We start from the raw sequence: 21,095 nt of genomic DNA, 5'->3' as shown, positions 1-21,095 counted from the left end.
TCATGACAGAATGATTTTGAAATTTCCACTAAGGGACAACCCTTCTGTCTTTAAGGGAAACAATCAATTTTATCGCTGACCAGGTTTCATCTACCGAACATACCTTCACATCCACGAATCCATTGTTCAACCTAATATTCCTGATGATATCTCCGGTAATATCGGTTTCAATTTGAGCTGCTTTTTCTGGCCATGAAATCCAGATCATGCCGCATGGAAATATTTCATTTTGCGGCGATGTATGTAATACATTACAATACAGCGTTTAAAAGGTGGATTTTTAAGAAGACTGCAGTGTTGTAACGCAAATTAAAGAACTGCATTTTTCGGAAAGCCGCCGCAGCTATTTATTAAAGCTGAGGACTGTCAAGATTTTGAATGATGACTGTCAATGTTTTGGGGCGTATCAGGTATTATTTTAGTTGTCTAAAACAGTATGAAAATGAAAACGCAAATAATGCCGGAAATACAAACTGTACTGAACGCAGTACACTATCGCCCTGCAGTTTCAATTATACTGCCGTTTGAACCTAAAATGGGGCTGAAAAATGAAATAACCCATTCCTTAAAAGTTGCTGCCGAACAGGTGGAAGCGGAGTTGGAAAAAAATTACCCTGAAGAGATGCGGGAATTAGTGATGCAGAAATTAAGTTCCATTATCAAATCCTTAAATTTTAATACACATAAAAAGAGCATCGCTATTTATGTATCGCCACTGTTTGAAAAAGTATTGTACCTGGATATAGCCGTACAGGAAAGAGTTGTGGTAGATGACTCATTTGAAATACGTGACCTGGTATACAGCAAAAAGCAAATTCACAAATACCTCGTGTTGCTGCTGAGCAGTAAAGAAAGCAGTATTTACATTGGCAACTCTACCACCTTTATCCGCATTTTGGTGAATGCAAGCGAATCGTCCAAAGCGCTTGAAAATGATTTGCCTGAGCGGGTAGCCAATTTTTCTGACATGGAAGAACGAAAGGAAATTCAGATGCATAAGTTTTTGCACCAGGTAGATAAAACGCTGGATATAATATTGAAAGCACACCAGTTGCCGTTGTTTGTATTGGCAACGGAGCGGATTGCCGGGCATTTCAAAAAATTAACCAAACATGCAGATGCGGTGGTTGATTATGTGCATGGTAATTACGAAAGTGCTACAATGCCGCAATTGAAAGTATTGCTGGAGCCCTACGTAGCTGACTGGAAGCAAGTGATACAAAAAGATATTCTTAACCAGTTACAAAATGCAGCGGGCAATAAAAGGCTAGCCATTGGCATGCGCAATGTATGGCGGGAAGCCACCAACCGAAAAGGCAGTTTGTTGGTGGTAGAAAAAAATTACATGTACGCGGCAGAGCATGGAGGCAAAGAAGAAGACATTGGCAAAGCGGGAAAAACACTGAATTCATTTTCTTATATAAAAGACGCTGTGGATGATGTGATTGAAAAAGTGTTGGAGAATGGAGGTGACGTTGAATTTACAGATGAAGGACTGTTGAAAGAATATGATCACATTGCACTGATACAATATTACTGATTACTAAAATATTTTTATGAAAACGATTATTGTTGCCACCGACTTTTCACCGGCTGCAGCCAACGCGGCCAATTATGCTGCTGACATGGCATTGGCAATTAAAGCAGATTTACTTGTATTGCATACCTGGCAGGTGCCCGTAATTTTTACCGAAGTGCCGGTAACAGCCGATATAGATAAATGGCTGAAGGAATCGGAAGTAAATATGAGTGATTTAAAAACAGTCTTGTTTAAACGCACCAATGGCAATGTAAAAATTGCAGCTGAAATAATCGAAGGTGATTTTTTTAGGGAGTTGAAAAATCTGTGCGAAAGCATACGTCCTTACGCGGTGGTAATGGGAAGCCAGGGAACCACGTCCGCTGAGCGGTTGTTGTTAGGCGGCCACACTGTGCAGGCGATGAAGAATTTATCCTGGCCATTGATAGCGGTTCCACCGGGAGTTGCATTTTATACCATTAAAAAAATAGCGCTCGCCTGCGATTGCGATGACGTAACCGACACTGTACCGGTAGATGCAATCAAACAAATGGTAAACGACTTTCATTGCGAACTGCACGTTTTAAATACAGGTAAGCAAGAAGTGTATAATTCAGATACTGTATTTGAGTCGGGTATGCTGAGGGAAATGCTGAAAGGGCTCCACCCTGTTTTCCATTTTATTACCAATGAAAATACCGACCAGGGTATTTTAGATTTTGCAGATCAAAATAACATTGATTTGCTGATGGTACTGCCCAAACGTCATTCGCTGATTGATAAAATTATTCATAGAAGTCATACCAAACAATGGGTGTTGCACAGCCATGTTCCGGTGATGGCCTTACATCATTCCTGAACCAAAACAATATCCAATGAAATTATATATCAAACAATTTAAAGAAACAAGCATCGGCGACGTAAGCATTGTTGGAGGTAAGAATGCTTCGCTTGGCGAAATGTTTTCAAAACTCTCCGCAGAAGGTATTGCGGTTCCCGACGGGTTTGCCACCACTGCTGAAGCATTCAACGAATTTCTTACACAAAACGCATTGCAGGCACATCTGCAAAGCCTGATGCAGCAGCTGGATAAAACGACGTATAATAATTTGCAAAGTATCGGTGCGGAAGCCAGGCAATTAATACTCGATGCTGAGCTGCCGGAAGAGTTAAAACTGGCAGTGCTGCAGGCTTACAAAGCCCTGTGCGGGGAAAAGGAAATTGAAGTTGCTGTGCGCAGCAGTGCCACGGCAGAAGATTTGCCGGAAGCAAGTTTTGCAGGTCAGCATGAATCGTTTCTTAATATAACAGGCGAAGCTGCCTTACTGGCCGCTGTAAAAAAATGCTTTGCATCATTGTATACTGACAGGGCAATCAAGTACCGCGAAGACAATGGTTTTGCGCATGAAAAAGTGGCCCTTTCCGTTGGGGTGCAAAAAATGGTGCGCAGCGATAAAGCCTGCTCCGGCGTATGTTTTACGCTGGAGCCTGAATCTGGTTTCAGGGATATCATACACATCAGTGGGGTATGGGGCCTGGGCGAAAATATTGTGCAGGGTACCGTAACACCAGATGAATTTTTTATTTTTAAAACAACCCTGTTGCAGGATAAAAATGCCATTGTTCAAAAACGCCTGGGTGAAAAAGCGAAGACGATGATTTATGGCGATGAAAAAAATCCTGTTATAAATATTGCTACACCAAAACAACAACAGGAGCAATTTGTACTGACCGATGAAGAAATTACCAGGATTGCCAACTGGGCGCTGATCATCGAATCTCACTACAAAAAGCCGATGGATATTGAATGGGCAAAGGACGGCAATACCGGCGAAATGTTCATCATACAGGCCAGGCCGGAGACCGTGCATTCACAAAAAAATCCTTTGCTGGTAAAAGAATATAAACTGGTCAATAAAGGAGAAGCATTAACATCAGGCGAAGCCATCGGTTCAAAAATAGCAACCGGCATAGCAAGAGTTTTGCAATCGCCTGCAGACGCATTTAAATTGCAGCCCGGCGAAATTGTGGTAACTGATTTAACCAGCCCTGACTGGGATCCGATTTTAAAAAATGCGACTGCTATCATCACCAATAAAGGCGGCAGAACAAGTCATGCTTCCATCGTTGCAAGAGAACTGGGCGTGCCGGCCATTGTAGGTTGCGGCAACGCTACTGATACCATTGCAGATGGCGAAATGATTACCGTTTCCTGCTGTGAGGGAAAAACCGGATTTGTTTACAAGGGAAAGCTTACCTACAAAGAAACAGCGCTGGATTTTTCAGACGTTCATAAGCCGGAAGCTACGGAAGTGATGCTGATTGTGGGAGACCCGGATAAGGCATTTAAATTATCTTTTTATCCAAACGATGGCGTGGGCCTGATGCGGATGGAATTTATCATTACACATGCGGTGCAGGTACACCCGATGGCATTGGTAAAATTCAATGAACTGAAAGACCCTGCCGTAAAAGAAAAAATAGAAGCGCTGACCCATCACTATCAAAACAAGGAAAAATATTTTGTTGATAAACTGGCGGAAGGCGTGGCTACCATTGCTGCAGCTTTTTATCCTAAAGATGTAATAGTGCGGATGAGCGATTTTAAAACCAATGAATATGCCAACCTGGTTGGCGGAAAGGATTTTGAACCGGTGGAAGAAAATCCAATGCTGGGCTTTCGCGGCGCATCACGTTATTACAATGATTTATACAGGGATGGTTTTCGCCTGGAATGTGAAGCGATTTGCAAAGTGCGGGATGAAATGGGTTTAACCAATGTGAAAGTGATGATCCCTTTTTGCCGCACCATCAGCGAAGGAAATAAAGTAATTGCTGTAATGAAAAAGTACGGGCTGGAGCAGGGTGTAAACAACCTGGAAATATACGTGATGGCAGAAATACCAAGCAATGTGATATTAGCGGCGGAATTTGCAACAATATTTGATGGCTTTTCTATCGGCTCCAACGATTTAACCCAGCTCACACTGGGTATCGACAGGGATTCTTCCATCATCAGTGACTTGTTCAGTGAGCAAAATGAAGCAGCAAAACAAATGGTTGCTTTAATGATACAACGGGCCAGAACTGCGGGTGTAAAGATTGGGTTGTGCGGCCAGGCGCCCAGCGATTTTCCGGAGTATGCGGCCTTCCTGGTAAAACAGGGTATTGACAGCATCTCCTTTAACCCTGACGCCTTGCTAACGGGAATCGAAAATATTCTTGCCGCAGAAAAAAATGACAGTATGCAACTCCATCATGCAGCAATGTTATAGCAGTACATTGAAAAAATATTTTAAAATAAAATACACAACAGGAAAAATTGAAACTGATTTATCCATAACAGTAAAAACATAGAATATTCGGGAAGGCTATAAAATAAGTATTCAAAAAGTTGTATTTTGTTTTAGATGGAAAAAGTTGAAAAGCAAATTGATTTCAAATCATTGTTTGAATCTGCACCGGGATTATTCCTCTTGCTGCTGCCAGATCTAACCATTGTGGCTGTAAGTGATGCCTATGCCGCTGCCACACTTACAAAACGGGAAGAAATAACCGGACGACATTTATTTGACGTATTTCCTGTTAACCCAGATCCGGCACTTGAAGATGCTGTTTCGAATATTACAGCAGCAATGCATTTTGTCGTTAAGAATAAAGCCTCGCATGCCATGCCTGTTCAGCGCTACGATATACGCAGACCTGATGGCACTTTCGAAGAAAAATACTGGAGCGCTGTTAATAAGCCTGTCTTAAACGCCAGCAACGAAGTGGCTTATATTATCCATCGGGTAGAGGACGTAACTCCCCTTGTACAACTGCAAAAAGATCATATTAAAAAAGGTGAAGTAACCAACGATCTGCAGAATCAATTGCTGGAAATGGCTTCTGCACTGGTGATTGCCAATAAGGAACTTGCATTTCAAAATCTGCAAAAGGAAAAACGTGCGTCAGAGCTGGACGTAGCAAACCAAGAACTTACCTTTCAAAACCAGGAAAAAGAAAATCGGGCATCCGAGCTGGCTTTTGCTAACAAGGAACTTTTGTTTCAAAACATCGAAAAAGAAAAGCGGGCTTCAGAATTGTTTACTGTGAACAAAGCGCTCCTTAAGTCTGACGGCATTATAAAGCAGTTTAACCAGGAACTGGAACAAAAGGTGGCGGAAAGAACATCTACACTGGAAAATTTACACAAAGACATTGCCGACTATAAATATGCGCTTGACGCAGCAGATATTGTTGCGGTAACAGATCAAAAAGGGATTATACAATATGCCAATGAAAATTTTTGTAAAATTTCGAAATATACAAAAGAAGAACTGATTGGCCGGGATCATCGCATTGTAAACTCCGGCTACCATTCAAAAGAGTTTATCCGCGATCTGTGGGTAACTATTGCCAACGGAAAAATCTGGAAAGGAGAAATTAAAAATAAGGCAAAGGATGGTTCAGTGTATTGGGTGTACACTACCATTATACCTTTTTTGGATGAACTGGACAAACCCTATAAATACCTGGCCATCCGGTCTGACATTACAGAGCAGAAACGGGCCACATCGGAATTACAGCTCAATGAAATAAAATACCGTAATCTTTTTGAAAATTCGCTGGCGGCGATTTGTACACTCGACATGTCGACACAAAAGCCGGTTGATGTAAACGCGACAGGAGCCCGGCTTTTTGGTTATCAATCTAAAGCGCATTTTATAAAAGATTTTAATTTGCAAACTCACTTTGCTGATCCGCAAGATGTTGAAAGTATTGCCCGGACAATTATCGAAAAAGGTGAAATAATAAACCGGGAAGCGAGGCTCAAAAAATTGGATGGTACTGAATTCTGGGGAATCGCCTCTGCCAAAATGAATTTTGAAACCAGCATCGCCCAATCGGTAATGATAGATATTACTGAAAGGAAACTATCAATTGAAAAGCTAAAAGTAAGCGAAGAAAAATACCGGAGTTTTTTTGAAAACTCAGTTGTAGCCATGTTTACAGTCGATATGCACTCGTTGAGCATAATTGATGTAAACGAAATGGGCGTACGGCTTTTTGGTTACCCTTCAAAGCAGGATTTATTAAATGATTACAATCCCAAACTCCATTTTGAACAGATTGAAAACAGGGTAAACAATATCCAAACGCTTAGGGAAAAGGGTGAGATCAATAACCTGGAGCAGGAGTTTAAAAGACTCGATGGCAGCCGCTTTTGGGCAAAGCTGTTTGTGAAACTAAATGCAGACAAAAGCCTGGCACATTCAGTGATAATTGATACATCTCAGCAAAAAAAAGCTATCGTACAGCTGGCTGCCAGTGAGGAAAAATACAGAAATTTATTTCAAAACTCGCTGGTGTCAATGCATATCACAGATATGCTGAATTTTAAAGCTGCAGACGTAAACGATATGGCCGTAGAGGTTTTTGGGTACCAATCAAAAGCTGATTTTTTAGCAAATTACGCTTCAGTAAAGCATTTTGTAAAACCGGATGATTGGGAAAAAATATTAAGAGCACTTTCAACAAAAGGCAAGCTTAATACTGCCGTTCTTGAAATGAAAAAGGTAAACGGGCAGCATTTTTGGGCAGGTATGTTTGTAACATTGAATGCAGAAAAAACATACGCCCAAACTGTGGTGGTTGATATAACCCGGCAGATACATTTCCAGGAAGAGCTGGAAGCCAAAGTGATAGAACGTACGCGGGAATTGACCGAATCGCTCGGCCGTGAAAAGGAATTGAATGAAATGAAATCACATTTTGTTTCCATGGCATCACATGAATTCCGCACGCCTTTATCAACCATTCTTTCCAGCTCTTCGTTACTGGAAATGTATACAGAATCTGACCAGCAGGAAAAGCGGATGGTGCACATCAACCGCATAAATGCCGCGGTAAAAAATCTTACCGACCTGTTAACCAATTTTCTTACTTTGGAAAGACTGGCAAAAGGATTTGTAGAAGCAGAGAATTCGCTTTTCAATCTGCCAGATTTTTTAGAAACGATAGTGGGCGACCTGGAAGGCATGACAATTAAAAAAAATCAACGAATAAGTTATACTCATTCCGGCGGAAAGATGGTGGAACAATCGAAGACAATATTGAAAAATGTATTTTTAAACCTCTTGTCCAATGCCAGCAAATATTCTGCTGAGGGTAATGAAATAGAGCTTAAATCTATTGTTACCGGTGATCACATCAAAGTCATCATAAAAGATTATGGCATCGGTGTTCCCCTGGAAGATCAAAAAAAGTTGTTTACGGAATTTTTCAGGGCAGGCAATGCCGGCGAAATACCGGGCACCGGGCTGGGATTAAGCATCGTGAAAAAATACATTGATTTGCTCAACGGAAAAATCAGTTTTGAAAGTACGCCTGGAAAAGGCACAGAATTTACAATCGTGCTTCCATCCGGAAAATAGCCAATTCTTTATAGCTCCAACCTGATGCTTCATTATTTTTAGTGGGTGTACTGTTATTGTAATTATTTCCCTGCTCGCAATCAGCCATTTTATTGACCATGGTTATTTTTTTTTAACACGGGTCCTTCTACTTTTGTTAGACGGTTTTCATAGGATATTAGACTAAAAACGGGGCTGGATTTCTATCCTGGCCTTCTTTTTTTTACCATTTACATCTAAACTGAAAATTATCCGCAGTTCAGTTACAGATATTTATTCTGCTATTTCATTCGGCCTGCGCTCCTTTTATCTTTTAAATTGAACATCATGTGTTTTTCTGCCAATGCAAGTTTTACTGCAGGCGTGGCATTAACTGCTATAGGAATTGCCACCATAAAAAAAGTGCAGCATCCGCGACAGCTTTTGTTTGCCAGTATTCCCTTTCTTTTCGGGATACAGCAAATTATAGAAGACTTTTTATGGATAACACTTCCCCGGCCAGGCAGCATTGTCATTCAGACGGCACTTACCCACCTGTTTTTATTCTTTGCACAAGTTGTTTGGCCTGTAATGGCACCGGTGTCCGTATTAATGCTTGAAAAAAAGGGAGCGGGCGGAAGAGGCTTACTGAAAATACTGGTTGCAACAGGTGTTTGCGTTTCGTCTTTTCTGGCCTGGTGTTTATTGTTTAATCATGTTTCTGCACAAATTGATGGAGCTCATATCTCGTACCGGCAGAATTATCCTGATGCGCTCAGAGACGTTGGAGGTATACTGTATGTTATCGCGACAGTTGCTCCTTCTTTCTTTTCGAATCAGAAAAAAATGTGGCTGCTGGGTTCGTCAATTTTGTTCTCCTATATTATTTCACAGATTTTCTATACTCATTATATCATCTCGGTGTGGTGCTTTTTTGCGGCCGTCATCAGCGTGTCTGTTTATTTTATAACAGATCAAATTAGGCAGACTGCGATAGCCAATTCGGTTAACAGGTCCATCCTGATTACTCCGTCCTGATAAACACAGAAGTGCGCTGGTTAAACAATTTAATACAGGAGATGCGCCCATAAAAAATGACGGTAATCACGGTTATTATTGACCCAGGACATTTTAAAAAATGGTAGAAAATAGTTTATTTATGGCTAAGTTTTAGGGACATATAAACGTTCAAATATTATTTTATGAGACACATGTTTTTTTTCATTTTACTATGCTGCGGCTTTTTTACCGCAGCAGCTTTTAGAATTGAATTCGGAAATAATACAACCATCAGCCAGCCCGTACATGAAGACCTGTACATAGCAGGCGGCACTGTAACCATCAATGCGCCCATATACGGCGATTTAATTATCGCCGGTGGTACTATCATCATTAATGATACTGTTACAAATGATATTTTATTGGCAGGCGGTAACGTAACATTCAACGGGTTTGCAGGTGATGATATCCGCTGTGCAGGAGGTAATATACGCATAAGCAAAAATGTAACGGGCGATGTTGTGCTTGCCGGTGGAAGCGTCATAATTGACAGGGGTATAACAATCGGGGGGTTGCTCGCCACAGGAGGAAAAGTTACGATGGACGGTAATGTAAATGGAGAATTAAGAGGTGCTTTCGGGGAACTGACCTTAAATGGAAATGTCACGAAAGGGTTAAATTGCACAGTTGATAAACTAACAATAAATGGTAATGTGGCAGGCAATGCTGTACTCGCTGCCCGGGATATTGTAATTGGCAACGCGGCCAATTTTAACGGGGATGTTCGTTACTGGAACAACGCCGGCTCCCTTGATTTTAAACAATCGGTAAAGAATGGTAAGGCAACTTACGATCCGTCCCTGCGTATCCAAAACAGCGAATGGTATTACCTGGGTGCGGCTTCTGTACTTGGTTTGTTATGGTATCTTGGCATGGCATTGTTAATGATAATGATTGTGCAATACCTGTTTGCTGCCACCATTAAAAAGGCTGCTGACACTATTTTCGCCAGCAGTATAAAATCCCTTGGATATGGTTGTTTATTTTTTATAGCAACACCTGTTGCCGCTGTTATTGCTTTTCTTACCATCGTGGGTGTACCGGTCGGGCTGCTGTTGGTTTTTGTTTATATAACCCTGCTGCTGCTTGCAACGGTCATCATTTCAGTAGTTGGTGCCAACTGGTTCAACAACCGTAATAATCATCAGTGGAGTTACTGGAGGTTGGTATTTGCTGCTTTTGGCCTCTTCATCATTTTAAAAATTGTACAGGCTGCTCCTTTTGTTGGATGGTTGTTAATTTTTGTAATGGCCTGTATCAGCTTCGGTGGTATTTTATTAAATCTAAACTGGAAGAGAAAACCGCCTGTTGCGTTAACCGACTAGTTATTTGGCAAATAAATCTCCGAAAAAAAGATTACTCACATATCAACGCACCGGTTCATATCCTCCTGCAACGCCGGATTTGGACAATACAATTTGCCAGAGCTGCATCTTTCTTGCTCTGAACCCGCCTGCACTTGAAAGCAGGTAATATTCCCACATGCGGAAAAATAGGGAAGGATAATCTTTTTCTATTTGGTGCCAGTTATTTTTAAAATTGTGATACCATGCCATTAATGTATCATCATAATATGTTCCAAAATTGTGCAAGTCTTCTGCAATAAAAAGTCCTTCTGTAGCAACTGAAAGCTGCGAAAGAGAAGGCAGCATGGCGTTTGGAAAAATATATTTATTCGTCCACCCATTGATTGACCGGACTGAATGATTGCTGCCTATAGTGTGCAGCAAAAACAAGCCATCGCCGGTTAAACATCTGCAACAGGTTTCAAAAAAACTGCCGTAATTTTTATATCCCACATGTTCAAGCATTCCCACACTTACCACCCTGTCGTACTGACCCGTAGTGTTGCGATAGTCCATCATCCTGAATTCAACATTTAGGCCCCCGCATAGTTGTTGTCCCAGTTTCATTTGCTCTTTGGATACGGTGATGCCAACCACTTTTACTCCGTATTTTTCGGCCGCAAATTTTCCAAATGCACCCCATCCGCAGCCTATGTCAAGCACCCGCATGCCCGGTTTCAGGTATAGCTTTCGGCAAATTAAATCCAGTTTATTTTCCTGGGCCTGGCAAAGACAGCTGGCATTCTTCCAGTATCCGCAGCTATAATTCATCCGGCTGTCAAGCATCGCCCGGAAAAGATCATTGCCCAGGTCGTAATGTTTTTGGCCATTGACAAAAGCCATTTTTTTTGTTTGCAGATTCAGCAGTCTTAATTTTGTTACCCGCCATAATTCCGGCCAATGCAGGAGAGATATTATTATCAAGATCTGCCTGCAATATTTTACAAATCAATTCATCCACACGTTCTGCATCCCACCAGCCATCCATGTAAGATTCACCCATGCCGGTCTCGCCGTCAGCTAGTACTCTTTTGTAAAAACCATCATTGTGTACCTGTATATCCCACGGGTTGGGTCCGCCGATTTTTACGCCCGCTGTATCCAGTAGCCGGGTAACAAGCGTTTGGTATTTCGTTTGCGCCGATGGCAATGTGCGGTTCATATTTTTAGTAGCTATGATGGAGAGATAATAAATGTTTGCTGCTTTTAAAAAGAACAGGGCTGAAAATATTTTTCATATAAATCTTACACAAATTAATTTTTGCATGTGCCTGTTTGTATGTAACAACTGCCTTCATTAACGAAGGCAGTTGTTTTAAAAACTTGGTATGCGCACGGCGATTATATTTCGCTGTAAGCAGGTTCAGGCGCTTGTATTTTTAACTCACTTTCAACCACTGATACGCCAGGTGCCTGCCATGCGGCATTTTCAGCGTCTTCCTTTTCTGCAATGGATCTTACCGTTCCAACGAGTGTCACCTTTCTGCCACTTACATGCGCCTGTACTTTGCCGGCATCAATATTGGCACTTCTTTGAAAAGCATTCCTGATTTTTTGCTGAATTTCGTAAGGCTGTATTTTAGGATGCACCACAATTACATTGGTAACCGACCGCACGCCTGTTAAATGCTGTATGGCAGTCTTTGCATTGTCGCGTTCAAACTGCCATTCAACTTCTCCTTCCAGCCGCACATTGCCGTCCTCTACTTTTATTTTTACCTTTTCTTCTTTTACTCCTGAATGCCACTTTAACGCATTCAGCACAGCTTCCGCAATTTCAGCATCTGTTTTCTTGCCTGCAGGAGAAACGCCTATCTGTATATCTTCGGCGATGGCTTTTACACCGGCTACTTTTTTTGCTGCGCTTTCTGCAGTTAATTTTTTAAAATAGGAATCAACCATTCCGGAGAGTGTAACAACGCCATTTTTTACAGCAACACCAATTTCAGCCGCGTTTAAAAATGGCTCCCACTTCAGTTGCTCCATCACATCTTTTTGAATTTGACTATCGCTTTTCATGTTCTTACTATTTTTTTGGTTTAACAATATGTTGTACACTTCAAAGAAACAACTGCCAAAGCTGGCTGACAATGAACATCGTCATCGTAAATATTGATTGTGATCATTCAGTTATAACAAACGGGTATTAAAATGTATGGCTGTTTTATGCTCACCGGCAATGCGTTTCGTGTAATCTGGTTTGTTAACAGAACAGCCGCAGTTTTACTAACCTCAATCAGTGTTTCATCTACCCTGCGTCATTTGAAATGGCTGCCGTCGTAAATAATTTCATGGTGTTAATTAGTTTCTTTTAATAAAAAATGATTTATGAAAAAGATAATCATAGCGTTTGAAGGAACTCATTTTTCTGAAGGCGCTTTTGAATTTGCCCGCAGACTAAATGAGTTACAACCCGTGTTATTGACCGGTGTTTTTTTACCCCAAACCGAACTGGCCAATGTTTGGAGTTATGGTGATGCGCTTGGTGCACCGTTTACCCCCGTGATGGAAACGGAAGAAGCGGAAGTGGTAAAGCAGAATATTGCGCACTTTGAAAAACGTTGTATCGGTAATGGTATCGATTTCCGGGTACACAAAGATTTTTACGAACTGGCCCTACCGGAGTTAAAAAATGAAAGCCGCTTTGCTGACCTGGTAATTTTGGGAAGTGAAATATTTTACCAGGATACCGGGCTGCAGTTTTCCCGCCACTATTTAAAAGAAGCGCTGCAACACATGGAGTGCCCGGTGTTATTGGTACCGGAACAATTTGAATTTCCGGAAAGTAACGTTCTGGCCTACGATGGGAGCGAAGAAGCCCTGTTTGCTATTAAACAGTTTGCCTATATTTTTCCCGAACTGACTGACCGTGAGACATTACTTGTATACGCCAGCCCGGATAGTGACGATGATTTTCCGGATATAATTAAGATAGAGGAATTAGCCGCAAGGCATTTCAGCGATCTTACCTTATATAAATTGAATGTGGATCCTAAAAAGCATTTTAGTTTCTGGATGGCAGAAAGGAAGTCATCAATTCTGGTAAGCGGATCTTATGGCGGCACTGAGTTTTTGCAGCTCTTTAAAAAGAGTTTTGTGCAGGATATTATTGCAATACATAAAGTACCTGTTTTTATCGCCCATAAATAGTGTTGGAATGCCTCTACAGCTGTGAATAAAAATTGTCCTTTAATCAAGAAACACCGCACCTGAATAATTTCAATAAATCAGAATAAATGAAAAAGTTTCTGCTAATATTGACGGCTGCCTGTATGTTATTGGCAGGATGTCATGGACAGGCTAGGAAAAATGCCGTGCTGAGTGGCAAAGCAAACGTTACAACGTTTGAAGAAAAGCAGCAGCAGGATATTAAAAATGAGGGCCAGCTGTCATTCGATCCTTCTGCCGCGGCAGTATTTAATTTTAGGTATGCGGCTAAAAAGGCAACCCCGGGCGTTGTGCACATTAAATCTTCTGTGTCCGTAAAAGCGCAAAATAATATGCCCGATTTTTTTAAAGATTTTTTCGGGGATGAATTATGGCGGCGGTATTTTCGTCAGCAGGATGATGCGGGCGTAAGGATGGGTAGTGCTTCAGGCGTAATTGTAAGTAACGACGGGTATATTGTTACCAACTACCATGTTGTTTCTGATGCGGACAGTATTGAAGTGATATTGCACGATCAGCGTACTTATAAGGCCGGCATAGTTGGTACTGATCCGGCCACAGATCTTGCTTTGCTGAAAATTGACGAACATAAATTAGCGTTTATCGAATTTGGTAATTCAGATTCGGTTGAAGTAGGGGATCTGGTACTGGCTGTAGGTAATCCTTTTAACCTGGCTTCTACCGTAACAGCCGGGATAGTAAGCGCCAAAGCAAGAAACATCAATATCATTTCTGACAAGTCAGCCATTGAATCATTTATACAAACAGATGCCGCCGTAAACCCCGGCAACAGCGGTGGTGCGCTCGTAGACATTAATGGTAAGCTGATTGGAATTAACGCTGCCATTTCAACCCCAACGGGTGTTTATGCAGGCTATGCTTTTGCCATACCAGTTGAAATAGTAAAGAAAACCATTGATGATTTGTTAAGGTATGGAAAAGTAATGCGTGGCTACCTCGGTATTATTATAAGTGATATGAATGGAGCCAAAGCTAAAATGTTGGGCATAGCTAGTACCACAGGCGTTATGGTAGACAGCATTCAGCAAAACAGCGCAGCAGCCAAGGCTGGTATTCTTCCTAAAGATGTAATTACAAAGGTGGGGCTGCACGAAGTAGAAACAGCTACGCAACTTCGGGAAGTAATTGCAAGATACAAGCCCGGCGAAAAACTTCAGTTGACATTGATAAGAAACGGGAAAGAAAAAATAATAGAGGTAACCTTGATGCCAGAACAGTTACTATCCGTAACTGCAACTCCATCCACTGAGCTGTTGAAAAAATTGGGTGTCGGAATAGCCAATCTTTCCGCTAAAGAAAAAGAAATGTTGCACCTGGCTGGTGGCGTAAAAATAACCACCATTAACGACGGAACAATTGGCCGCACAACCCAAATGCAGGAAGGTTTTATTGTTACGAAAGTGAACAGAAAGCCGGTGAATAATACGGATGAATTTATCCGCTCTTTACAAGACAGTAAAGAGGGCGTTCTGCTGGAAGGTATTTATCCTGGTATTGCGGGCATATATTATTATGCCTTTGGATTGTGAAACCGGCATGATTTATTAATTATTACACAGGCTGTGATTAGTGTTTAAGCAGTAACTGCCGTAAAGGTTATTATAAAAAAACACATCATTATTTTATAAAACAATCAGTATGAAAATTGAATTTCAAACACCATTTAAAGGCGTACCGGAAAACCTGGTAAAAGAAATCAGCGCCGAACTGATGAAGCTTTCGCACCTGAACAGGGACATCTCTTCTGCAGATGTGCTGCTGAAAGTGGATGATAAAATCATTGCCGCTGAAAATAAAATATGCGAAATAAAACTGGCCGTTTTTGCTGATACAATTACAGCCAAGTCCCGCACGGAGAACTTTAAAGCTTCAGCAAAAGAAACGCTTAAAGAACTTAAGCGGATGGTGATGCAACAGGTTAAAAAACAGAAGGAGCCGCAGGAAGATATTGTTAGTACGGTCAAGGTATAACGGGAAAGCTTTCAATAGCGGTATAAAAGGATGAAAGATGTGCTTTTTTTCTTCGTGTGTTTACATGTAAGCGTTGTGGCTATCCGGCTTTTTTAAGTTCATTTAATTTATCCAGATATAGCTGTACTTCTTCATCAGTTACCTGTTCAAAGCTTTTATAAAATGCGCCAACGCCATAGAACCTGTGTGGTACAAGCAATACAACCACATTATCGGCTACCTTCGATAATTTGTCAACGGCGCTTTGCGAGGCAACCGGGATAGCAATGACTATTTTACGAGGCTTGCTTTTGCGCAACACATGTACGGTTGACAAAAGAGTGTTGCCTGTGGCCGCACCGTCGTCTATCACAATAACCGTTTTGCCTTCCAGTTTTTCCGGCGTTGTATGGCTTATGAAACTGCCATACATTTCTTTTAATCTTTGCCTTATTTTTTTTACTTCAGTTTCGATATAATCCAGTGATATATTTTCATGCGGGATAACAAAATAGTCAGTGAGGCTGGCAGCGCCAATGGCATATTCCCTGTTGTTTGGATGACCGATCTTTTTGGTAAGTATCAGTTCTACCGGAAAACCTAGTTCTTTGGCAACTACATAAGCTACCGGTACTCCTCCCCGGGGCACAGCGAGTACAATGCCGGGGTCATTTTTATATTTTCTCAGCTGTTTTGCCAGCAGCAATCCAGCTTCTATTCTGTCCTGGAACATCTGCCTGATTTAATTTTTCCTACTCCATTTTAATTAAGTCGCATTAAACTGATCCGGCCACCCGGCTTGTTGTTAAATATTTTTCAAACCATTGGCTGGCCAGTTCAGCTACCATTGCCAGTTTGCCTTGTTCTTCGAATAAATGCGATGCGCCTTCAACGATTTCAAAACTCTTTTTACATTTTAATTGCAGGTAAGCTTCTTTGTTTAATTTAATTACTTCGGTATCCAAACTGCCCACAATCAACAATGTGGGGGCGGTTACTTTTGATAAACTGCTCATCGCAAGATCGGGCCTTCCGCCTCTTGATACTACAGCGCCTATGTCTGAAACACAGCCGAAGCCTTTAGCGCAATGGCGGCTCCCGTACTGGCGCCAAAATAGCCGATGCGGCATTCTTTTGCGGCGGAAAGTGATTTCAGCCACTCAGTCGCACCGGCCAATCTTTTGCTTAATAAATCAATATTAAAGCGGTTGCGGTAATACATGTCTTCTTCCTCGGTTAATAAATCAAAAAGTAGCGTACCTAAATTTTTATTTTGCAACTGTTGTGCTACCTGCTGGTTGCGCTTGCTTAACCTGCTGCTTCCGCTACCATGAGAAAAAAGGATGATGGCATTTGCGTGTAAAGGAATTTGCAGGTATCCCTGCACCTTCAGATCACCAACGGGGATGGTTATTTCCTTATCAAAAAGCATATCCATAGTATCAATTTGTTGAATAATAAAATAAAGGTCTTTTCCAATCTGGTGTTCTGTAAACAACCTGGGGTTAACTCAGTGCAAACGTACTATTTGGCATTGCCAAATACAATGACCACTGTCAAATAAACCTTTGACGGTCCTCATTAAGCAGCCGCTTAATACAAAAGAATACTGACAGCAATCAACTCTGATATTGATCACCAACATTAAAAATGACTGTAAAATTTAATTGCTTTGTAGGTGGATTAAAACGGGTTGCATATCCTTATTGGAGCACCCGTTGTTCAACTTTCAGCAATACAGGTAAATTATAGATCATGCGCCGTTATTTTACAAAAGAAGTGTCGTTTCATGAAAGGGATGCAACGGCTTATATCAAAAGCAAAGCTTACCCGCTGCAAAGCAAGGCAGACCTGCAGCCCCTCTTCGACAGTATTGGAGATGCAAGGATCGTGATGCTGGGCGAAGCAAGTCATGGTACACATGAATACTACACCTGGCGCACCCATATTACCAAACGGCTGATAGAAGAAAAGGGTTTTGATTTTATTGCGGTGGAAGGTGACTGGCCGGATTGTTACCGGCTGAACCGTTTTGTAAAAGGGTATGACATTGCCGATAAAGGGGCACTGAAAATATTGCAGGCCTTCAGACGCTGGCCAACATGGATGTGGGCCAACTGGGAAATTACAGCGCTGGCAGACTGGCTGCAACTGCATAACCAGGGCTTGCCTGCCAATAAAAAAGCCGGCTTCTACGGCCTGGATGTGTACAGCCTGTGGGAAAGTATGGAAAGCATTATGGATTACCTTAAAAAAACAGACAGGGCTGCTTTAAGGGTTGCAGAAAACGCGTATAAATGCTTCGAACCATACAGCAAAGATGAAGGCCAGTCTTATGCAAGGGCATCCCAGTTTGTGCCGGATTTGTGCCAGGCAGATGTGGTGGCCCTGTTAAAAGAGATTCGTAATAAAATGCCGTCATATAATACCGATCATGAAAATGTTTTTAATGCCGAACAGAATGCGCTCGTTGCGGTAGAAGCGGAAAAATATTATCGTGCTATGATCAAAGGAGGTCCCCACAGCTGGAACATCCGGGACAGGCATATGGCCGACACGCTGGAACGGCTGCTGAATTTTCACGGTGAAAATTCCAAAGCAATTGTATGGGAACATAACACACATGTAGGCGATGCAAGGGCCACCGATATGGCTGAAGAAGGCATGTTTAACATTGGGGAACTGGCAAGGCTGCAGCATCACGATAAGGGTGTTTTTCTTGTTGGCTTTGGTTCTTATAAAGGATCAGTAATGGCGGGACGAAGCTGGGGTGCAGCAATGCAATCTATCCAAATGCCGGAGGCTGCCAGGGGCAGTTGGGAATACTTGTTGCATCAGGCCGGAGCAGAAAATAAATTATTGCTGATGGATGATTTTACAGGCAATGATATGTTCATGGAAAATCACATCGGTCACCGGGCGATTGGGGTGGTATACAATCCGCAGTATGAACAATACGGCAACTACGTGCCTACCATTTTACCACTGCGTTACAATGCCTTTATTTTCCTGGATGAAACAAATGCCTTGCATCCGCTGCACATTGAACCAGAAGGAAACCAGGTGCCTGAAACTTATCCGTTTGGCGTTTAGCCGGTGCAGGCTTTCACGTACCCCTGCTTAAAAGGAATAGTGTTAAGCAGGTTAAACTTTTCTAAAATGTTGCCTGTTGCTCCTTTCATCAAAAAACATAAAGCCTGGGTAATCCATTACCTTATTTCAATCCTTACTTTTTTCATGTCTGCAGTCCCGGTTTTTGGTGGCGACTTCGCTGATAGAAAAGAGGTTTATGCCATTGACAGTGTGCCTGAAAATAAATTCAGTGACAGCATTGTTGAAAAAAGATTTGGCCGGGCTGTGCTGGAACTGATGCTGGCAGAAACCACTCCTTTTTTAGTGGATCAATACATCCGGAAAGTAGATTATACCCGCATTTCCTTTAAAACCATTGGCGATAATTTAAGCCCGGGTAGCTGGGTTTGGGATGGTGACGGTTTTACCACCAACCAGTTTGGTCACCCTTATCATGGCAGCCAGTTTTACAGTGCTTTCAGGGCAAATGGATATAGTTTTTGGCAGTCCGTTCCTGGGACTTTTGTTGGCAGTTATTTGTGGGAAACATTTTCAGAAGTGCAGGCGCCTGCTCCAAACGACCTGATCAATACTGGTTTCGGTGGTGTTGTGCTGGGTGAGATGACTTACCGTTTATCTCAAAAAATGGTTGATAACCGCAAGCGTGGCTTCAGAAGGCAAACGAGTGAAGTGCTGGCTTTTATGATTAACCCTGTGAATGGCTTTAACCGCATAGTAAACGGGCAATGGGGCAAGGTGATGGCCAATTCAGCTGAACGGGATTCAGCTAAAGTATACACCGAATTTGACGTAGGATTGCGCAGATTTAAAAGCACCAATTTGAACGCAGCGTTTACCCTCTATGGCCATGTGAAATTGTTGTATGGCACCCCTTTTGAAAATTACAAAACGCCTTTTAGCAATATTGCCGTCAACGCCGAATTTTCAAATGATGACAGTTCCAAAGTAAATATCGCCAGTGTCTACGGTTCATTAAAGGGCTGGCGGATTAAGTCGAAAGAAAAGGAACGCCATTTACTTTTATTGTCTGCCAATTACGATTATATCAATAACGAAGCTTTTTTCTACAGTGCTGAAAGTATCCGTTTGCATTTGCTATCTGAATTTTCGGCCTCAAAAAATCTAAAGATAAATACTGCCGCAGGTACCGGGCTGATATTGCTGGCTGCGGTACCTGATATCTATTTTTATAAAGAAAGAAATTATGATTACTGTGCTGGCATTGCTATAAATGGCAGTTGCACTGTTGGTATAGCAAAACATTTTTTTTACACCATCAGTTACAGGGGCGGCTGGTTAAGAACCATCAATGGAAATACGGCCAATTACTTTATGCACAGTATTACCAGCGAAATAAGATTCAGATTAAAGAATAATTTTTCAGTTTGTGCGGAGCCAGGTTTAATGACTTTGCAAAACCAGTATCGCAATTTTGATGTTGTAAATAAAAACTATCACTACCTGAGGGTTTCGTTACGATATGGTTTTACGGTACACTAAAACCGTTCAATTTTTTTAGCCAGAAGTCGGGTTTTGCATAAGGCTTTAAATTGACTTTCATCATGTAACGTATTAACTCCCGTCATTGAAGAATTTTCCATGTATGTATAACTTTAATGATAATAACCAATTATCAAAATTGCACACTTGCAATGAATACTTACACCACTTCATCTTTTAAAATGAGATAGTATGGAACAGAAATTGTTTTGTCAAAGTTGCAGGATGCCCATTGACGATCCCGGCCTCCAGGGCACCGAAATGGATGGTTCAAAAAGCCAGGAATACTGCACGTATTGCTACCAGCAGGGAGCGTTCATTAATCCAAAAATGACATTGAATGAAATGACTTCGGTAGTCAGGCTGCAAATGGAAAACCGAAAGATCGATCAGCAAATAATCGACATGGCAGTAAATAGTCTGCCACAATTAAAACGATGGAGATCGGCGAAAACAACAGTATGAATAAGGCAACTGACAAGAATGGGGGCGGATTACGTTATTACCTTATCAACGGCATTACATTGTACCGGCTGATAGCTTCGCTGGTACTTATTTTGCTGATCTTTCTTGGGCAGTCTGACATATTTAAATGGCTGCTGGCACAGAGTTTTTTTACAGATGCCGTGGATGGTTACCTGGCCCGTAGATTAAAAGTAACAAGCCTTTTTGGAGCCAGGCTTGATTCTGTTGCAGATGATCTTACCATTGTAGCGGCAATGGCTGGCGTTGTATTTTTTAAGATGGTATTTGTGAGGGAGCAGAAGGCAATATTTATTTTGCTATTGGTTTTGTTTCTTGTGCAAAACGTACTGGCGTTTAGCCGGTATGGTAAAATGAGCAGCTTTCATACTTACCTTGCCAAACTGTCGGCCGTGTTGCAGGGCGTATTCTTTATCCTGTTATTTTTTCTGCAACAGCCTGTGTACTGGTTATTTTATACCGCAGCCTTATTTACTGCTGCTGACCTTGCGGAAGAAATCATATTGATTTTGTTGCTGCCGCAATGGAAAGCAAATGTGAAGGGTTTGTACTGGCTGCTAAAAAACAGGCGTACTGCCTGAC

21 protein-coding genes are annotated in these 21,095 nt (G+C 41.7%); 13 read left to right on the top strand and 8 right to left on the bottom strand.

Annotated elements, in window-relative coordinates:
* Window positions 1–28: 28 nt before the first annotated feature.
* Complete coding sequence (locus JWR61_RS07145; RefSeq protein WP_301927159.1) at window positions 29–208, bottom strand: hypothetical protein; 180 nt, start codon at window positions 206–208, stop codon at window positions 29–31.
* Between the two features lie 234 nt (window positions 209–442).
* On the opposite strand from JWR61_RS07145, the gene JWR61_RS07140 reads away from it, so the two are divergent.
* The 4 genes from JWR61_RS07140 to JWR61_RS07125 all read left to right on the top strand — a co-directional run bounded on the left by JWR61_RS07140 (window position 443) and on the right by JWR61_RS07125 (window position 7,935).
* Window positions 443–1,540: a hypothetical protein gene (locus JWR61_RS07140; protein WP_301927158.1), complete on the top strand. Its 1,098-nt coding sequence runs from the start codon at window positions 443–445 to the stop codon at window positions 1,538–1,540.
* 16 nt (window positions 1,541–1,556) lie between these two features.
* Window positions 1,557–2,378 (top strand): universal stress protein, encoded by an 822-nt coding sequence (locus JWR61_RS07135; protein ID WP_301927157.1) that lies wholly within the window; start codon window positions 1,557–1,559, stop codon window positions 2,376–2,378.
* Window positions 2,379–2,394: 16 nt separating this feature from the next.
* Window positions 2,395–4,794: a phosphoenolpyruvate synthase gene (gene ppsA / locus JWR61_RS07130; protein WP_301927156.1), complete on the top strand. Its 2,400-nt coding sequence runs from the start codon at window positions 2,395–2,397 to the stop codon at window positions 4,792–4,794.
* Between the two features lie 135 nt (window positions 4,795–4,929).
* The gene (locus tag JWR61_RS07125) at window positions 4,930–7,935 is read left to right on the top strand and encodes a PAS domain S-box protein (RefSeq protein WP_301927155.1); all 3,006 of its coding nucleotides are present in this window, start codon (window positions 4,930–4,932) and stop codon (window positions 7,933–7,935) included.
* Here the strand turns inward: JWR61_RS07125 and JWR61_RS07120 are convergent.
* A complete protein-coding gene (locus tag JWR61_RS07120) occupies window positions 7,907–8,035 on the bottom strand; it encodes a hypothetical protein (protein ID WP_301927154.1) in 129 nt (42 codons plus the stop codon). The two genes, JWR61_RS07125 and JWR61_RS07120, sit on opposite strands and share 29 nt — an antisense overlap.
* A gap of 206 nt (window positions 8,036–8,241) precedes the next feature.
* Between JWR61_RS07120 and JWR61_RS07115 the strand changes: the two genes are divergently transcribed.
* Together JWR61_RS07115 and JWR61_RS07110 are read left to right on the top strand one after the other, a co-directional pair.
* The gene (locus tag JWR61_RS07115; RefSeq protein ID WP_301927153.1) at window positions 8,242–8,931 is read left to right on the top strand and encodes a DUF6629 family protein; all 690 of its coding nucleotides are present in this window, start codon (window positions 8,242–8,244) and stop codon (window positions 8,929–8,931) included.
* 164 nt (window positions 8,932–9,095) lie between these two features.
* A complete protein-coding gene (locus JWR61_RS07110; protein WP_301927152.1) occupies window positions 9,096–10,277 on the top strand; it encodes a polymer-forming cytoskeletal protein in 1,182 nt (393 codons plus the stop codon).
* A 42-nt stretch (window positions 10,278–10,319) separates the two neighbouring features.
* On the opposite strand, the gene cfa is transcribed toward JWR61_RS07110, so the two are convergent.
* The 3 genes from cfa to JWR61_RS07095 all read right to left on the bottom strand — a co-directional run bounded on the left by cfa (window position 10,320) and on the right by JWR61_RS07095 (window position 12,317).
* Complete coding sequence (gene cfa / locus JWR61_RS07105; RefSeq protein ID WP_301927151.1) at window positions 10,320–11,141, bottom strand: cyclopropane fatty acyl phospholipid synthase; 822 nt, start codon at window positions 11,139–11,141, stop codon at window positions 10,320–10,322.
* On the bottom strand, window positions 11,098–11,460 hold the full coding sequence (locus tag JWR61_RS07100) for a hypothetical protein (protein ID WP_301927150.1): 363 nt from the start codon (window positions 11,458–11,460) through the stop codon (window positions 11,098–11,100). The genes cfa and JWR61_RS07100 overlap by 44 nt, the downstream gene beginning before the upstream one ends.
* A gap of 179 nt (window positions 11,461–11,639) precedes the next feature.
* Window positions 11,640–12,317, bottom strand: a complete 678-nt coding sequence (locus JWR61_RS07095) for a BON domain-containing protein (RefSeq protein ID WP_301927149.1) — start codon at window positions 12,315–12,317, stop codon at window positions 11,640–11,642.
* Window positions 12,318–12,626: 309 nt separating this feature from the next.
* On the opposite strand from JWR61_RS07095, the gene JWR61_RS07090 reads away from it, so the two are divergent.
* From JWR61_RS07090 to JWR61_RS07080, 3 genes are all read left to right on the top strand, one after another.
* Window positions 12,627–13,448, top strand: a complete 822-nt coding sequence (locus JWR61_RS07090; protein ID WP_301927148.1) for a universal stress protein — start codon at window positions 12,627–12,629, stop codon at window positions 13,446–13,448.
* Between the two features lie 86 nt (window positions 13,449–13,534).
* Complete coding sequence (locus JWR61_RS07085) at window positions 13,535–15,016, top strand: Do family serine endopeptidase (protein WP_301927147.1); 1,482 nt, start codon at window positions 13,535–13,537, stop codon at window positions 15,014–15,016.
* A 109-nt stretch (window positions 15,017–15,125) separates the two neighbouring features.
* Complete coding sequence (locus JWR61_RS07080; RefSeq protein ID WP_301927146.1) at window positions 15,126–15,458, top strand: HPF/RaiA family ribosome-associated protein; 333 nt, start codon at window positions 15,126–15,128, stop codon at window positions 15,456–15,458.
* Window positions 15,459–15,537: 79 nt separating this feature from the next.
* On the opposite strand, the gene JWR61_RS07075 is transcribed toward JWR61_RS07080, so the two are convergent.
* Genes JWR61_RS07075 through JWR61_RS07065 form a run of 3 tightly spaced genes read right to left on the bottom strand, consistent with a single transcriptional unit; the run spans window position 15,538 to window position 16,875 of the window.
* The gene (locus JWR61_RS07075) at window positions 15,538–16,170 is read right to left on the bottom strand and encodes a phosphoribosyltransferase (protein ID WP_301927145.1); all 633 of its coding nucleotides are present in this window, start codon (window positions 16,168–16,170) and stop codon (window positions 15,538–15,540) included.
* A gap of 43 nt (window positions 16,171–16,213) precedes the next feature.
* Complete coding sequence (locus JWR61_RS07070) at window positions 16,214–16,453, bottom strand: hypothetical protein (protein WP_301927144.1); 240 nt, start codon at window positions 16,451–16,453, stop codon at window positions 16,214–16,216.
* A 38-nt stretch (window positions 16,454–16,491) separates the two neighbouring features.
* Complete coding sequence (locus tag JWR61_RS07065) at window positions 16,492–16,875, bottom strand: dienelactone hydrolase family protein (RefSeq protein WP_301927143.1); 384 nt, start codon at window positions 16,873–16,875, stop codon at window positions 16,492–16,494.
* 317 nt (window positions 16,876–17,192) lie between these two features.
* Here JWR61_RS07065 and JWR61_RS07060 point away from each other — a divergent pair, with 317 nt between their 5' ends.
* From JWR61_RS07060 to JWR61_RS07045, 4 genes are all read left to right on the top strand, one after another.
* Window positions 17,193–18,530, top strand: coding sequence for an erythromycin esterase family protein (locus tag JWR61_RS07060; RefSeq protein ID WP_301927142.1), 1,338 nt, complete (start codon window positions 17,193–17,195; stop codon window positions 18,528–18,530).
* A gap of 144 nt (window positions 18,531–18,674) precedes the next feature.
* Window positions 18,675–20,030 (top strand): DUF3943 domain-containing protein, encoded by a 1,356-nt coding sequence (locus tag JWR61_RS07055; RefSeq protein WP_301927141.1) that lies wholly within the window; start codon window positions 18,675–18,677, stop codon window positions 20,028–20,030.
* Between the two features lie 192 nt (window positions 20,031–20,222).
* The gene (locus tag JWR61_RS07050) at window positions 20,223–20,495 is read left to right on the top strand and encodes a zinc ribbon domain-containing protein (protein WP_301927139.1); all 273 of its coding nucleotides are present in this window, start codon (window positions 20,223–20,225) and stop codon (window positions 20,493–20,495) included.
* Entirely contained in the window at window positions 20,492–21,094 is a 603-nt protein-coding gene (locus tag JWR61_RS07045; protein ID WP_301927137.1) for a CDP-alcohol phosphatidyltransferase family protein, read from the top strand. Before JWR61_RS07050 ends, JWR61_RS07045 begins: the two co-directional genes overlap by 4 nt.
* The last annotated feature ends 1 nt before the right edge of the window (window position 21,095 follow it).

Source organism: Ferruginibacter sp. (assembly GCF_028288465.1).
In the GTDB taxonomy this organism is placed as follows: Bacteria; Bacteroidota; Bacteroidia; order Chitinophagales; family Chitinophagaceae; genus Ferruginibacter.
Note: the sequence above shows the minus strand (reverse complement) of the source record. Positions and strands in the feature narration are given on the sequence as shown.

Excerpts from the sequence above, each read along its gene's own strand:
- JWR61_RS07145 (WP_301927159.1), bottom strand. The coding sequence starts at position 208 with ATGATCTGGATTTCATGGCCAGAAAAAGCAGCTCAAATTGAAACCGAT.
- JWR61_RS07140 (WP_301927158.1), top strand. The coding sequence starts at position 443 with ATGAAAACGCAAATAATGCCGGAAATACAAACTGTACTGAACGCAGTA.
- JWR61_RS07135 (WP_301927157.1), top strand. The coding sequence starts at position 1,557 with ATGAAAACGATTATTGTTGCCACCGACTTTTCACCGGCTGCAGCCAAC.
- ppsA (WP_301927156.1), top strand. The coding sequence starts at position 2,395 with ATGAAATTATATATCAAACAATTTAAAGAAACAAGCATCGGCGACGTA.
- JWR61_RS07125 (WP_301927155.1), top strand. The coding sequence starts at position 4,930 with ATGGAAAAAGTTGAAAAGCAAATTGATTTCAAATCATTGTTTGAATCT.
- JWR61_RS07120 (WP_301927154.1), bottom strand. The coding sequence starts at position 8,035 with ATGGTCAATAAAATGGCTGATTGCGAGCAGGGAAATAATTACAATAAC.
- JWR61_RS07115 (WP_301927153.1), top strand. The coding sequence starts at position 8,242 with ATGTGTTTTTCTGCCAATGCAAGTTTTACTGCAGGCGTGGCATTAACT.
- JWR61_RS07110 (WP_301927152.1), top strand. The coding sequence starts at position 9,096 with ATGAGACACATGTTTTTTTTCATTTTACTATGCTGCGGCTTTTTTACC.
- cfa (WP_301927151.1), bottom strand. The coding sequence starts at position 11,141 with ATGGCTTTTGTCAATGGCCAAAAACATTACGACCTGGGCAATGATCTT.
- JWR61_RS07100 (WP_301927150.1), bottom strand. The coding sequence starts at position 11,460 with ATGAACCGCACATTGCCATCGGCGCAAACGAAATACCAAACGCTTGTT.
- JWR61_RS07095 (WP_301927149.1), bottom strand. The coding sequence starts at position 12,317 with ATGAAAAGCGATAGTCAAATTCAAAAAGATGTGATGGAGCAACTGAAG.
- JWR61_RS07090 (WP_301927148.1), top strand. The coding sequence starts at position 12,627 with ATGAAAAAGATAATCATAGCGTTTGAAGGAACTCATTTTTCTGAAGGC.
- JWR61_RS07085 (WP_301927147.1), top strand. The coding sequence starts at position 13,535 with ATGAAAAAGTTTCTGCTAATATTGACGGCTGCCTGTATGTTATTGGCA.
- JWR61_RS07080 (WP_301927146.1), top strand. The coding sequence starts at position 15,126 with ATGAAAATTGAATTTCAAACACCATTTAAAGGCGTACCGGAAAACCTG.
- JWR61_RS07075 (WP_301927145.1), bottom strand. The coding sequence starts at position 16,170 with ATGTTCCAGGACAGAATAGAAGCTGGATTGCTGCTGGCAAAACAGCTG.
- JWR61_RS07070 (WP_301927144.1), bottom strand. The coding sequence starts at position 16,453 with ATGAGCAGTTTATCAAAAGTAACCGCCCCCACATTGTTGATTGTGGGC.
- JWR61_RS07065 (WP_301927143.1), bottom strand. The coding sequence starts at position 16,875 with ATGGATATGCTTTTTGATAAGGAAATAACCATCCCCGTTGGTGATCTG.
- JWR61_RS07060 (WP_301927142.1), top strand. The coding sequence starts at position 17,193 with ATGCGCCGTTATTTTACAAAAGAAGTGTCGTTTCATGAAAGGGATGCA.
- JWR61_RS07055 (WP_301927141.1), top strand. The coding sequence starts at position 18,675 with ATGTCTGCAGTCCCGGTTTTTGGTGGCGACTTCGCTGATAGAAAAGAG.
- JWR61_RS07050 (WP_301927139.1), top strand. The coding sequence starts at position 20,223 with ATGGAACAGAAATTGTTTTGTCAAAGTTGCAGGATGCCCATTGACGAT.
- JWR61_RS07045 (WP_301927137.1), top strand. The coding sequence starts at position 20,492 with ATGAATAAGGCAACTGACAAGAATGGGGGCGGATTACGTTATTACCTT.